The sequence below is a fragment of the Bradyrhizobium centrolobii genome (assembly GCF_001641635.1).
GTDB classification, from domain to species: domain Bacteria; phylum Pseudomonadota; class Alphaproteobacteria; order Rhizobiales; family Xanthobacteraceae; genus Bradyrhizobium; species Bradyrhizobium centrolobii.
On sequence record NZ_LUUB01000090.1, the window covers coordinates 246,243 to 259,062 of the forward strand.

The window sequence follows — 12,820 nt, forward strand, 5'->3', positions numbered from 1 at the left end:
CCGCAGCACCACCGGCGATGAGCACGTGCCTGCGTGTAATCATCATCTCCGCTGCTCCCGGCATGTCGCGGCGCCGGCGATGACACAGAACGAACACAAGGTCGCTTCGATCCATCTCATTGCGCACTTCCCTCGATCGCCACCGGATGCGCCATCAGCCACGCTGCGACGAGCGCGGCGCAGAGCACGGTAAGCGCGCTGGCCAGAAACACGACATTCAGCCTGGCTCCGGTCGCGATCAATCCCAGCGCGGGACTCGCCAGTCCCTGCGCCAGGTCGAGAAAGGCGGTGTAGGCCCCCATGGCGAGGCCGCGGCTTTGCGCCGACACGCGGCGCACCGCTTCGACGCCGAAGCCGGGATAGACCAGCGAGAAGCCGAAGCCGGTCAGCGCGGCGCCGGCCAGGGCCATCTCGGGTCGGACGGCCAGCCAGATCATTGCCTGGCCGACGGCTTCGATCAGCGCGCAAGAGAGCGCGACCTTTGCACCGCCGATCGCATCGGCCACATGGCTGAAGAACAGCCGCGCCAGAATGAAAGCTGTGGCATAAGCCGTGTAGGCCAGCCATCCGTCCGCCCATCCCCGGTTCGCGAACAGCAAGGCGATGAACGTGGTGACCGCACCGAAGCCGACGCTGCCGAGCGCCGAGCCGAAGCCGGGGACCCAGACGGCACCGATCACATCAACGAACGAGACGCGGGACTGCTGCACCGGATCTACCGTGGGAAGAGGCGCAACGAGCAGCAGAGTGGCGAGCGGCGCCGCTGAGGTAGCGAACGCGATCGCCGCAAAGCCATAGGCGGAATAGAGCGCGGAACCAGCCGGTGCGCCGATCACGAAGGCTGCGAACATCGCCGAACCGACCCAGGCAATCACCTTGCCGGTGCTCCGCCGATCGACCAACGCAAGACCCCAGCTCACTGCGGCTGTGATGATGAAGCTCTCCGCCGCGCCGAGCAAGCCTCGCCCGAGCAGGAGAACGGCAACCGAGACCAGCGGAGCACCGCTGAGGACGAGCGACAGTAGATAGAGCAGCCCGGAGGTTGCTGCTGCCAGCAGGCCGCCGACGACGCCGCGCTTCGCGCCCCGTCTGTCAGAGTAGTGGCCGGCCCACGGCCGGGAGATCAACGACGCCGCGAACTGGCTGCCGGCGACGAGGCCGACCACGAATGTGCCGAAGCCCAGACCATCGTGCACGTGAAGCGGCAGAACGGGCAGCGCGAAGCCGATGACGAGAAAGGCGACGAAGACCACGCACATGATCGGCAGCAGCATCAGGGCCGCTGACCTCTCCCCGTTCGCCACGATCGCGGACATCGATGGACCGCCGGCTCTACCAGGCATAGGCAACCGGCGCTTCGCCGCCAGGGCCGGGCCAGATCCTGTCAAGCTTCGCCAGCGTCTCCTTCGAGAGGATCAGAGACGCCGCCTTCAGATTCTGGCCGAGCTGCTCCACCGTGCGGGGTCCGCTGATCGCTGCGGTGACGACGGGATTGTGGAGCACCCAGGCGAGCGCCACGTCGGACGGCGTCTTGCCCAGCTCGTCGCAGAACGCTTCATAGGCTTCCAGCTGCGGCCGCAGCCTGTCGATCCGCATCTGGAGCAGAGGCGAGGCCCGCCGTCCCCCGGCGATCTTGCGTAACACGCCGCCAAGCAGCCCCATGCCAATCGGGCTCCAGGGAATGAGGCCGACGCCGAAGTGACGCAGCGCCGGGATCACCTCCAGCTCGATGGTGCGCTGGGCAAGATTGTAGAGGCTCTGCTCGGAGGCCAGGCCAAGCAGGTTGCGCGAGGCCGCCGTGCATTGCGCGGTGGCGATATCCCAGCCCGCGAAGTTGCTGCTGCCGACATAGGTGATCTTGCCCTCGCGGATCAGCTGCTCCATCGCCTGCCAGATCTCTTCCCAGGGCGTCGCCCGGTCGACGTGATGCATCTGGTAGAGATCGATGTGGTCGGTCTTCAGCCGCCGCAGGCTGGCCTCGCAGGCGCGGCGAATATGATAGGCGGAGAGCCGGCGATCGTTCGGTCCGGTCTCCATCGGCTGGTACACCTTGGTCGCCAGCACGACCTTCTCGCGCCGGCTGCCCTGCGAGAGCCAGCGGCCGATGATCTCCTCGGAGATGCCGAAACCCTTCTCCATGTCCGGCGATTGGGGGCCGCCATAGACATCCGCCGTATCGAAGAAATTGATGCCGGCTCCCAGCGCTTCGTCCATGACGGCGAAGCTGGTCGCCTCGTCGGTGAGCTCGCCGAAGTTCATGGTGCCCAGTGCAAGCCGGCTCACCTTCAGGCCGGTCCGGCCCAGATGCGTATAGTCCATCGACATGGCTCCCAGAAATTTGGCGCAGGCGGCAGGCCTGGAGCCGCTCGATCGGCCCCTCAAATCGCCGACCTGAACCTAGGACTTCCGGTCGCGCGGCATAAGATGATAGATTTCGAATGAAGTCATTAGACAGGCTTATCAATGAACCGGGACAATGCGAGCGACCTCCTCGCCTTCCTCGCAGTGGCGAGGGAACGCAGCTTCACGCGCGCGGCGGCACAACTCGGCATGACGCAGTCCGCGCTCAGCCAGATCATCAGGAATCTGGAAGAGCGGATCGGCGTGCGTCTGTTAAACCGGACGACGCGAAGCGTCACGCCAACCCAGGCTGGAGAGCGGCTGTTCCTGAGCATCGGCCCCAAGTTCAACGAGATGGATGCCGAGCTTGCCGCGCTCAGCGAATTCCGCGAGAAGCCGGCCGGAACCGTTCGTCTCACTGCGACCGAATATGCTGCCGCGGAAATCCTGCTGCCTGCACTTAATAAAATTCTACCGACGCACCCCGACATCCATGTCGAGGTGGTCATCGACTACGGACTTACCAACATCGTGGCGCAACAGGTTGATGCGGGTATCCGCCCGGGCGAGCTCGTCGCGAAGGACATGATCGCTGTCCGCGTCAGCCCCGACCTTCGGATGGCCGTCGTCGGCTCGCCCGCCTACTTCGCTGAACGCAAGCGGCCCAAGACGCCGCAGGACCTCACTCACCACAACTGTCTCAATCTTCGCCTGCCGACCCACGGCGGCAGCATCTATGTGTGGGAGTTCGAAAAGAACGGTCGAGAGCTCAATGTGCGCGTCGAAGGGCAGCTTGTGTTCAATACCGCGGGCCTCCTCCTGCAAGGAGCGCTCAGGGGTTTTGGCCTCGCCTACCTGACGGAAGGACATGCGCAGCCGTACATTGCGAAGGGACAACTCGTTCGTGTCCTTGCCGACTGGTGTCCGCCGTTTTCCGGCTATCATCTCTACTATCCGAGCCGTCGCCAGCCCACGCCGGCTTTCTCGCTGCTGGTCGAGGCGCTTCGATACCGCGGGAAATAGTCCTTGCGCGACGCGGCAGCGGCTCTCCTTGGAGACGGATAGTGCGGTTTAATTTGGAGCCTTCTTCTTGCGGCTTGCTCCCTTCAACGCAGTTGTCGATGTCGAGACCGAGCCATCGGTCATTTGAAGGCAGGTCAAAAGGTCAACATAGCTCGCGTTGTTGAAGTCCGTCGCCTCGCCCTCACACTGGGCTCTGACCGTCGCGGAATACGACGACCAAATCGGGCCCAATTGTTGTCGCGCCGAATTCTCGTCGCTCATGCACTTGTCGAAACTTTGAGGTAACGCCAAACCCATCGCCTTATCGGCTTCTACCGACCCTTTGCAGGTCGCTTCGACGTTGAGTTTTGGGACAGCATCCGAAATGGGCATCAACAATTGAGTCGCTGCCGCCATTGCCATGATGGCTGGGTGCATGGAATGTCCTTTCCAAATAAGATTCTTGCAACGTCCGGCGCAGCGACTTCAGCAACGCCTACGTCTGGTCGCCGGCGGCCTACGGTCGTAGGCATCGCTCAAACGTGCCAACGGCCTGACTGAGCAGGTTGAACCTGCTTTCCGTCACTCCTGTTGATCTAAATCAAGAGCCGCGCCTGCCGCATTGCACTGACGGGCGAATGAGCAGTGTTCGCTTCGGGCTCAAAAGTGCCGGCCCGAGAGCCGTCCGGTCGCTTCCGGTGAGGCTCCGATCCGGGTATCCTTTGTCGGCTTGGAATTGAATGTGCTGATCGGATAAGGGCGCCGAGTACCCTAGCTCGAACGATTCCGCATGACCAACTTCGCCAAAGGCGAGACGAGGAAGCGACGGTGGCCTTTCCGTTTGGCCGTTCTGCTGCTGGCCTATCTGGCCCTTGCTTACTTTCTGGTGCCTGCCCTGTGGATTCACCACGAGCACGAACCTGGGCTTGCCTCACTGCCGATGCTCACCAGGACCTCGGACGATATCCCCGCCGATCCCCTGAACGTTGGGCTTGTTGGCAGCGAAGAAGACGTCGTCCGTGCCATGAATGCGGCCGGATGGTCTGCGGCCGATCCTGTGACACTGCGCTCGAGCATCAAGATCGTCGGGAGCGTGGTGCTGGATCGACCGTATCGCAACGCCCCCGTTAGCCCGCTCTACTATCTGGGAAAGAAGGAGCAATTCGCTTTCGAGAAGCCCGCAGGACGCAGTGCAGATCGGCGTAATCACGTTCGGTTCTGGAAGGCGCTAGAGAAGGGAGAGGACGGTCGTCCAGTCTGGCTCGGTGCGGCAACTTTTGACCGGGGTGTCGGGTTGAGCCACGACACGGGACAAGTAACCCATCATATCGCTGCCGACATCGATGCCGAGCGAGATATCCTGATGGCCGACTTGCGCGCGGCGCGCGTCGTCAGCAGTTTCTTTCAGATCTCCGGCATAGGCCCGACGTTGTTCGGCCGAAACGGTGGCGGTGACCCCTACTATACGGACGGCGAGATCCACGTTGCAGTCCTGGTGCCGGGAGCAGCAAATGGACCCGCCGATCCGCCGACCATTCCGCCGCCCTCTCTCATTGCTCTGAAAGATGACTTATGGCACGGCATCGCTGACCAAGCCGGGGCACGATGACCGCCGACCCAGCTGCCGCAACTCCTCTGTATGCCTGTTTCGCATTGGCAGATCGCTTTGATTAAGTCGCGTTAATGTCGTGGCGATGCGGCTCCGTACCGCTCTTCCTTTCCGGAAATTAACAAGGATTCAGCGCCCAGCCCGGATAGAAGGGCGAGCGGGGGGCGTCCCTTTTAATAAGACGACAATTGTGAAATTTGACGAACAGGAGTGCGGTACGCTGAAGCGCGCTGGTTTTTCCGTTGCGGACGACCACGAAGCGGCCTACCTCGAAGCCCTCGTAGTGATCGGCGCGCATGACAACGAAACGTTGTGGCTGACGATCACTCTGCAAAATGACATGCGGGTCGTGTGCGCCCTGCCGCGCGATGAGACCATTGTCGCCATAAACGAGAATGACTGACGGACGCGCAGAGGCGAAGTGCGAGCGCGATCACGCGGGCAAGGCCAGCGCTGGCCCAAATAGCAATTGCCGCAATTTAACTGGCGCAGCCTGTCGCGTTGGGCAACACCCGGCCCGCGCTGAGGGCCGCCGCGAGACTTCATTTCCATTCTAGCGATGCCGGATATCGAAATAACCGAGGAGTGCCGGGCCCTGATCGCGAGCGTCATCGAGCCGCCGACCGGATGGCGCTTGCCAAACGGCAACTGGCGAACCGAGATTGACGCAGCAACGTGGCAGTGGCTGCAGAGGCTGCGACGGCAAGGCGAATCGATATCAGACTGCATCATTCGTATGGTGATCATCAGCCTGCACAAGCGCGGCTTACAATAAAGCGCACGCCGGCAAGCGATCGCTTTCGTGCGCATGCAGCCGCACGCCTGCAGGGGCCAGAAGGGCCAATTACAGCCGAAGATTGATCTATCTCAAGACTGTATCCGAAACGCGGGCTCAACTTACACTCGGAGGGCAGCCATACGTCCATACAATCGGGAGGTGAAAGCATGTACCGGCATATTCTCATTCCGACAGACGGGTCTGAGCTAGCGGAGCATGGGGTGGCGCACGGGTTGGCGCTGGCGAAATCCCTTGGAGCCAAGGTCTCTGTCATCTTCGTTGTGGAACCGTTTGCAGAACTATCAGGGCGGTTCCTCGAAGCAGTCGCAACATATGCGGAGCTGCGCAAGGAACAGGCCAAGAGCGCTTTGGATCGCGCGGCAAATGCGGCCAAGCAGGCCGGTGTTTCCTGCGAGACGATTCAAGCGGAAAACGGGCAACCCCATCAAGCCATCATCGCAACAGCCGAGGACAAGGGCTGCGATCTCATTGTTATGACATCGCATGGGCGCAGCGGACTTTCCATGCTTCTCATCGGCAGTGTGACAAACAAGGTCCTGACGCAGGCGAAAACTCCCGTACTGGTTTGTCAGTGACTGTGCAGACCGCGCGTCGGCTCAAATCAACGCGCCGGGAAATCGAGATAGTATCCGGTTGGGTCACAAGCTGACGTCAGCCAACCCCGATGTCATGTCCGCCAGGGCCTAGATCCCGACACGCCAGGCAACCTCTAACCCGAGAAACAGACCTGTCCGGTCCAGGCTTCGCGTTCGGGCCAGCGGATATCACAGGGTTCACGCCAGGTCTGCATCTCGTTGAAGTCCCGACAGGCCACAATCCGGAATAAGAGGGCTGCCCGTCGCGCCGTTGGCACCGTCCCCCCAATCATGTAACCCCACCCAAAACCCTTGCCGGGACGGGACGCTCATGACTGCGGTTACCACGGATGAAGCGGGAGATGGCACCCGCGCGCTGATTTTTGCGCTGCTTGCGCTGGCCTGCGGTCACATGCTGTCGACATTGCTGCGCACCATCCCGGCGGTCAGCCTCGATCTGATGGCGGCGGATTTCCGTATGGAGCCGCAGGCGCTGGCGAGCCTCACCGCGGTCTATCCTTTCGCCTTTGCCGCGGCGCAGATCCCCGTCGGCGCGGCGATGGATCGCTTTGGCGTGCGCCCCGTCTCGCTCAGCCTGCTCGCGGGAACCGTGGTCGGCGCCATCGCCTCTGGCTTCGCGACAGGGCCCGAAAGCTTTGCGGTCGGGCAGGTGCTGCTGGGCGTCGCCACCTCCGGAATGCTGATGTGCCCGATGACGTTAGCGGCCAAACAATTGTCGGCGGCGCGGTTCGGGCTGTGGTCGGGCGCGATCCTCTCGATCGGCAATATCGGCATGCTGCTGTCGTCGAGCCCGCTCGCCTTCGTGGTCGATCATTATGGCTGGCGCGCCGGGTTCTGGATTTCGGCGGCCGCGGGCGTCCTGGTGGCGCTCGCGGTGTTCGCGCTGGTGCCGAACCAGCCAGCCGAGCACAAGGACGATTCCTCCCCGCTGTCGCAGATGATCGAAGTGCTGCGGCTCGGCTTCTCGCGTCCCTTGCGCGGCTTGATCGCGCTCGCGCTGGTGTCGCTTGCGACCTCGCTGGTGCTGCGGGGCCTGTGGGGCGGACCGTGGCTGATGCAGGTCAAGGGATTGTCGCGGGTCGAGGCCGGCAACCAGCTTGGCGCGTTCACGATCGCGATGATCATCGGTCCGCTTCTCATCGGCATGATCGACCGCAGGGTCGGCCACCGCCGCGAGCTGGTTGCCGGCACGCACCTGACCGGGGCCCTGCTGCTCGCGCTGATGGCGCTCGGCGCGCCACACTATGCAGTCTCATTGCTGCTCGGCGTTCCCGTTATGCCGCCGCAATACGATCTGGCGCTGTTCGTGCTCATTGGCCTTGCGACCTCGGCGCAGCCGCTGCTGTTCGGCATGTCGCGGCAGCTGGTGGACGCGCAAGTTGCGGGCAAGGCGCTCGCCGCGATCAACCTGGCGTTCTTCCTCGGCGCGGCCCTGATGCAGTCGGTCACCGGCGCGGTCGCGGCGCTCGCGGGACTTCCGGCGGTGCTGCTGTTCATGGCTGCGGCGCTTGTGGCGGGCACGCTGATCTTCCTGGCCTATACGTCGCCACGTTCGTAGGATGGGTAGAGCGAAGCGAAACCCATCATCATCATGCAGGAGTCGATGGGTTTCGCTTCCGCTCCACCCATCCTACAAGGTAACGTGCATCAAGGGGGACAAATCATGCCTGTCGACACGAAAGCCGCCACCGACCGTCTCATGCGCTTCCTCGCCGTCGAGGGCGTGACCGGAAAGGAGGCGGCGATCGGGCGCGAGCTTGCCGCGGCACTGAAGGAAGGCGGGGTGCCGGCGAAGGCGATCCGCCTCGACGACGCCAACACGCGCATTCCCGTGCCGACCGAGACCGGCAACCTTATCGTCGACCTGCCCGGCCGCGGCGCACTGCACAACCAGCCGCGGATCATGTTCATGACCCACATGGACACCGTGCCGCTGTGTGCGGGCGCCAAGCCGAAGCGCTCGGGGCGCAAGATCGTCAACGACGCCAAGACCGCGCTCGGCGGCGACAACCGCTGCGGTTGCGGCGTTCTCGTGACGCTGGCGGCCGAGCTTGCCAAGCAGCAGCTCGATCATCCGCCGATCACGCTGCTGTTCTGCGTGCGCGAGGAGAGCGGGCTCTACGGCGCGCGCCACGTCAAGGTGGAGGAGCTCGGCTCGCCGGTGATGGCCTTCAACTATGATGGCGGCTCGGCCTCCAACGTCACCATCGGCGCCGTCGGCGCGGATCGCTGGCACGTCGAGATTTTCGGCCGCGCCTCGCATGCCGGCGTCGCGCCGGAGCGCGGGATCTCTTCGACCATGATCCTCGCGCTTGCGCTCGCCGATGTGAAGTCCGGCGGCTGGTTCGGCAAGGTGGTGAAGGGCAAGCGGCAGGGCACGAGCAACGTCGGCCCCGTCACCGGCGGCGAGGGACGGCCTGCCGGCGACGCCACCAATGTCGTCACCGACTACGTGCATGTGCGCGGCGAAAGCCGCAGTCACGACGGGAAATTCTTCAAGGAGATCACCAAGGCCTACAAGGCCGCGTTCGAGAAGGCCGCCAAGCGTGTCACCAACGCGCAAGGAAAGTGCGGCCGCGTCAAGTTCAAGGCCGAGACCGACTATTACCCGTTCCGCATGAAGGAAAGCCTGCCCGTCGTCAAACGCGCGGTCGAGGCCGTGTCCGCGGTCGGCGGAACGCCGGCGATCCGCGCCGCCAATGGCGGCCTCGATGCGAACTGGATGGTCCGCCACGGTGTTCCGACCGTCACCTTCGGCGCCGGGCAGAACGAGGCGCACACGATCGACGAATGGATCAATCTCGACGAATACGACCGCGCCTGCGCGCTAGCCGTGCAGCTCGCGACGATGCGGTGAGCCGCCTCGTAGGATGGGTAGAGCGAAGCGAAACCCATCATCTTCTCACGCGCGTGATGGGTTTCGCTGCGCTCTACCCATCCTACGAACGCGCCACGAGGTCGCTCGCGAAAGACGTGCCTGGGTTGCTGCCAACGCAGTTGCCGAGCGGCGCCCATGGGCCTAGCCTGCGGAGAAAAGCGCAGGTGGAAACGCAATGGCACGCATCGCAACGATCGAGACCGGGCTCTACCGGATCCCCCTCCCCGTCACCCTCTCCGACAGCACGCATGGCGAGATCGCGGCGTTCGAGCAGATCACCTGCCGCGTCCGCGATGCCGATGGCGCCGAAGGCGTAGGCTACACCTACACGGTGGGCCGCAATGGCGGCGCTGTCGCCGACATCCTCCAGCGCGAGATGCCTGGGCTGATCGAGAGCCGCGAGGCCGACGACACCGAGGCGATTTGGCATCACGTCTGGTGGGCCCTGCACTATGGCGGGCGCGGCGGACCGACCGTGCTGGCGCTTTCCGCACTCGACATCGCGCTGTGGGATCTGAAGGCGCGGCGTGCCAACCTGCCGCTGTTCCGCCTGCTCGGCGGCTTCGATGCGCGCGTGCCCTGCTACGCCGGCGGCATCGACCTCGATCTCTCCGTCGAGGCGCTGCTCAAGCAGACCGACGGCAATCTCGCAAAGGGCTTTCGCGCCATCAAGATGAAGGTCGGCCGGCCCGACCTTAAATCCGACGTCGCGCGCGTTCAGGCGATGCGAAAACATCTCGGCGACGGTTTTCCGCTGATGGCGGACGCCAACATGAAGTGGACGGTCGAGGAAGCGATCCGCGCCACCCGCGCGTTTCAACCGTTCGACCTCACCTGGCTCGAGGAGCCGATCATCCCCGACGACGTCGCCGGCCACGCCCGCATCATGCAAGCCGGTGGCGTGCCGATCGCGGCCGGCGAAAACCTGCGCTCGCTCTGGGAGTTCAAGAACTACATCACCGCCGGCGCGGTGTCCTATCCCGAACCGGACGTGACCAATTGCGGCGGCGTTTCCGCCTTCATGAAGATCGCGCGGCTCGCGGAAGCCTTCAACCTTCCCGTCACCAGCCACGGCGCGCACGACATCACCGTGCACCTGCTCGCGGCCTGTCCGAACCGCTCCTATCTCGAAGCGCACGGCTTCGGGCTCGACAAATATATCGAGCATCCGCTGGTGCTCGAGCAGGGCATGGCGCTGGCCCCGGCGCGGCCGGGCCACGGCATCAGCTTCGACTGGAAGGGGCTGGCGAAGCTTTCGCCTTAGGCGCCGTGCTTTGCTGCACGCGAGGCATTCCCTGATGCTGGATGCAGAGGCCGGCGATTCCGCTATTGTGGCGGGCGCCGACACCATCCAGAGACCAAAACCTTGACACCCGAGCTTCACCAGAAACTGACCGCGTGGCGCCAGCATTTGCATGCGCACCCTGAACTATCCTTGCAGGAGAAGGCGACCGCCGCCTTCGTCCAGGAGAAGCTCACTGAGCTCGGCATTCCCTTTGAGGCCGGCATCGGCGGGCATGGCATTGTCGCGACGCTGACGCGCGGGTCTCCACAGGGACGCGTCGGCTTGCGCGCCGACATGGATGCGCTGCCGATCACCGAGGATACTGGGCTTCCTTACGCCTCGCGCAATCGAGGGGTGATGCACGCCTGCGGCCATGACGGGCACACGGCCTCGCTGCTTGGCGCAGCTGCGCTGCTCGCGGCCGATACAAGCTGGAGCGGAACGGTCGACTTCATCTTCCAGCCCGCCGAGGAAGGCTTTGGCGGCTCGCGCGCGATGGTCGCGGCTGGCCTGTTCGACCGCTTTCCGATGACGCGGGTGTTCGGCTTTCACAACTGGCCGGGCCTTGCCGCCGGCACGATCGCGGTCCATGACGGCGTCGTCATGGCCTCCGGCGGGCGCGTCACCATCACGATCGAGGGCCATGCGGGACATGCCGGCATGCCGCATCTGACGCGCGATCCGGTGATGGCCGCGGGTCACCTGATCGTCGCGATGCAATCGATCGTCGCGCGCAGCGTCGATCCGCTCGACACCGCCGTGCTCTCGCTATGCACGATCGAGGGCGGCACCGCGCCGAACCAGATCGCCGGACGCGTGACGATCCGCGGCACGCTGCGGTATCATCGCAATGGGGTGAAGGACGTCATCCTTGAGCGCATCGAAGATATCTGCGCCGGGATTGCGACGAGTTAATGGCATGGACCACGCCCGCTCTCAGCGGCAACGTGGAGCCCGGCGGGGCAGCAGCAGGAGCGCAAGCCATGTCGAATACGAACATTGTCACAATCGGTATCGATCTCGGGAAGAACACATTCCATGTCGTTGGCCTCGATGCCACAGGCGCAATCACGCTACGCAAAAAGCGGTCGAGAAATCAGCTTGACCAGTCGCTGGGCAATGTTCCGCGTTGCCTGATCGGAATGGAGGCGTGTGCAGGCGCACATCATCTGGGGCGCAAGCTCGAGAAATTAGGTCACCAAGTACGGCTCTTGCCGGCACAGTACGTCAAACCATACCTCAAGGGTCACAAGAATGATTTTCGGGATGCTGAAGCGATCGCCGAGGCCGCTCAGCGGCCGACAATGCGGTTCGTCCCACTGAAGTCGGCCGAACAACTTGATTTACAGGCACTCCACAGAGTTCGCAGTCGACTGGTGACGCAGAGAACGGCGGTCATCAATCAAATCCGGGGCTTTTTGCTTGAGCGAGGGCTACCAGTGCGGCAGGGAGCGGCAGCACTCCGATTGGCGCTCCCCCAAATCCTCTCGATGCCTTCGGAAAGCCTGTCGCCTCAGGTGGTTCGGCTCATCCAGGACTTGGCCGAGGACTGGCGCTATCTCGACCGTCGCGTCGCGTTAGTCACCAAGGAGATCAACAAGCTCGCGGAGCAAGATGCGCATTGTCGCCGCCTGATGAGTGCGCCAGGCATCGGGCCGATCATCTCAAGCGCGATGATCGCCGCGATCGGAACTGGTGATGCGTTCCAGAAGGGCCGCGACTTTGCGGCATGGCTTGGTCTGGTACCGAAACAAATCTCGACCGGTGATCGAACCATTCTCGGTCGCATATCAAGACGCGGCAACCGTTATCTACGAACATTGTTCATTCAGGGAGCCAGAGCCGTACTGCTGAGGCGCCAAACCTGGGCCAGGCACGGCTTCGGAGCCTGGCTGGAGGCAGCATCGAAGCGGCTCCACTCGAATGTACTGGTTGTCGCCCTGGCCGCAAAACTCGCGCGCATGGCCTGGAGCATGCTCGCAAAAGGCCGTGACTACGAAGCGAGTTTCCTGGGCCACACTGCATAGGACGCCCGACCCGGGAAGGAAGACTCACGATCCAATCGGAATAGCACACCATCCCGCCGAGGTTTGCGAGACGGAAAGGACGAATGGAGAAACGGTTCCACCGACACTTCTGAAGCCTGGTTCGACGCCATGGCCCTTCTTGAGGCCGGCGAGTTATTGAGGACAGAAGTGCGCGGATATCCATAATGGCTCGGGGCGACAGCCTCAAATCGAAGCCGGATAGATTGGCGCAAACCGCTTATCCTTTGTCGATTCCTCTTGCAACGCGGGCGTGGTCCATAGAT

At 63.3% G+C, this 12,820-nt stretch carries 12 protein-coding genes and 1 pseudogene; 10 read left to right on the forward strand and 3 right to left on the reverse strand.

The window, feature by feature from the left end; all coding sequences use genetic code 11:
* Positions 1-116 precede the first annotated feature (116 nt).
* On the reverse strand, positions 117-1,316 hold the full coding sequence (locus tag AYJ54_RS33265; protein WP_063705779.1) for an arabinose transporter: 1,200 nt from the start codon (positions 1,314-1,316) through the stop codon (positions 117-119).
* A gap of 16 nt (positions 1,317-1,332) precedes the next feature.
* Positions 1,333-2,319: an aldo/keto reductase gene (locus tag AYJ54_RS33270; protein ID WP_063705842.1), complete on the reverse strand. Its 987-nt coding sequence runs from the start codon at positions 2,317-2,319 to the stop codon at positions 1,333-1,335.
* Between the two features lie 144 nt (positions 2,320-2,463).
* Between AYJ54_RS33270 and AYJ54_RS33275 the strand changes: the two genes are divergently transcribed.
* On the forward strand, positions 2,464-3,363 hold the full coding sequence (locus AYJ54_RS33275; protein ID WP_063705781.1) for a LysR family transcriptional regulator: 900 nt from the start codon (positions 2,464-2,466) through the stop codon (positions 3,361-3,363).
* A 48-nt stretch (positions 3,364-3,411) separates the two neighbouring features.
* Here AYJ54_RS33275 and AYJ54_RS33280 read toward each other — a convergent pair whose 3' ends face one another.
* Positions 3,412-3,780: a hypothetical protein gene (locus AYJ54_RS33280; protein WP_063705783.1), complete on the reverse strand. Its 369-nt coding sequence runs from the start codon at positions 3,778-3,780 to the stop codon at positions 3,412-3,414.
* Positions 3,781-4,132: 352 nt separating this feature from the next.
* Here AYJ54_RS33280 and AYJ54_RS33285 point away from each other — a divergent pair, with 352 nt between their 5' ends.
* From AYJ54_RS33285 to AYJ54_RS33325, 9 genes and pseudogenes are all read left to right on the forward strand, one after another.
* Complete coding sequence (locus tag AYJ54_RS33285) at positions 4,133-4,951, forward strand: LssY C-terminal domain-containing protein (protein ID WP_082905969.1); 819 nt, start codon at positions 4,133-4,135, stop codon at positions 4,949-4,951.
* A 190-nt stretch (positions 4,952-5,141) separates the two neighbouring features.
* Positions 5,142-5,354, forward strand: a complete 213-nt coding sequence (locus AYJ54_RS33290) for a hypothetical protein (protein WP_136624089.1) — start codon at positions 5,142-5,144, stop codon at positions 5,352-5,354.
* Between the two features lie 156 nt (positions 5,355-5,510).
* Complete coding sequence (locus AYJ54_RS33295) at positions 5,511-5,726, forward strand: hypothetical protein (protein ID WP_063705787.1); 216 nt, start codon at positions 5,511-5,513, stop codon at positions 5,724-5,726.
* A gap of 170 nt (positions 5,727-5,896) precedes the next feature.
* The gene (locus AYJ54_RS33300; protein ID WP_063705789.1) at positions 5,897-6,325 is read left to right on the forward strand and encodes a universal stress protein; all 429 of its coding nucleotides are present in this window, start codon (positions 5,897-5,899) and stop codon (positions 6,323-6,325) included.
* A 331-nt stretch (positions 6,326-6,656) separates the two neighbouring features.
* A complete protein-coding gene (locus AYJ54_RS33305; RefSeq protein ID WP_063705791.1) occupies positions 6,657-7,904 on the forward strand; it encodes an MFS transporter in 1,248 nt (415 codons plus the stop codon).
* Between the two features lie 105 nt (positions 7,905-8,009).
* Positions 8,010-9,203 carry a M20/M25/M40 family metallo-hydrolase gene (locus tag AYJ54_RS33310; RefSeq protein WP_063705793.1) on the forward strand — a complete coding sequence of 398 codons (1,194 nt, stop codon included), beginning with the start codon at positions 8,010-8,012 and terminating at the stop codon, positions 9,201-9,203.
* A 196-nt stretch (positions 9,204-9,399) separates the two neighbouring features.
* Positions 9,400-10,488: a mandelate racemase/muconate lactonizing enzyme family protein gene (locus AYJ54_RS33315; protein WP_063705795.1), complete on the forward strand. Its 1,089-nt coding sequence runs from the start codon at positions 9,400-9,402 to the stop codon at positions 10,486-10,488.
* A 102-nt stretch (positions 10,489-10,590) separates the two neighbouring features.
* Positions 10,591-11,421 (forward strand): annotated as a pseudogene (locus AYJ54_RS33320) (amidohydrolase); the annotation flags it as partial.
* Between the two features lie 71 nt (positions 11,422-11,492).
* Complete coding sequence (locus AYJ54_RS33325) at positions 11,493-12,536, forward strand: IS110 family RNA-guided transposase (RefSeq protein WP_063705421.1); 1,044 nt, start codon at positions 11,493-11,495, stop codon at positions 12,534-12,536.
* The last annotated feature ends 284 nt before the right edge of the window (positions 12,537-12,820 follow it).

Excerpts from the sequence above, each read along its gene's own strand:
- AYJ54_RS33285 (WP_082905969.1), top strand. The coding sequence starts at position 4,133 with ATGACCAACTTCGCCAAAGGCGAGACGAGGAAGCGACGGTGGCCTTTC.
- AYJ54_RS33275 (WP_063705781.1), top strand. The coding sequence starts at position 2,464 with ATGAACCGGGACAATGCGAGCGACCTCCTCGCCTTCCTCGCAGTGGCG.
- AYJ54_RS33310 (WP_063705793.1), top strand. The coding sequence starts at position 8,010 with ATGCCTGTCGACACGAAAGCCGCCACCGACCGTCTCATGCGCTTCCTC.
- AYJ54_RS33305 (WP_063705791.1), top strand. The coding sequence starts at position 6,657 with ATGACTGCGGTTACCACGGATGAAGCGGGAGATGGCACCCGCGCGCTG.
- AYJ54_RS33325 (WP_063705421.1), top strand. The coding sequence starts at position 11,493 with ATGTCGAATACGAACATTGTCACAATCGGTATCGATCTCGGGAAGAAC.
- AYJ54_RS33265 (WP_063705779.1), bottom strand. The coding sequence starts at position 1,316 with ATGTCCGCGATCGTGGCGAACGGGGAGAGGTCAGCGGCCCTGATGCTG.
- AYJ54_RS33280 (WP_063705783.1), bottom strand. The coding sequence starts at position 3,780 with ATGCACCCAGCCATCATGGCAATGGCGGCAGCGACTCAATTGTTGATG.
- AYJ54_RS33300 (WP_063705789.1), top strand. The coding sequence starts at position 5,897 with ATGTACCGGCATATTCTCATTCCGACAGACGGGTCTGAGCTAGCGGAG.
- AYJ54_RS33315 (WP_063705795.1), top strand. The coding sequence starts at position 9,400 with ATGGCACGCATCGCAACGATCGAGACCGGGCTCTACCGGATCCCCCTC.
- AYJ54_RS33270 (WP_063705842.1), bottom strand. The coding sequence starts at position 2,319 with ATGGACTATACGCATCTGGGCCGGACCGGCCTGAAGGTGAGCCGGCTT.
- AYJ54_RS33295 (WP_063705787.1), top strand. The coding sequence starts at position 5,511 with ATGCCGGATATCGAAATAACCGAGGAGTGCCGGGCCCTGATCGCGAGC.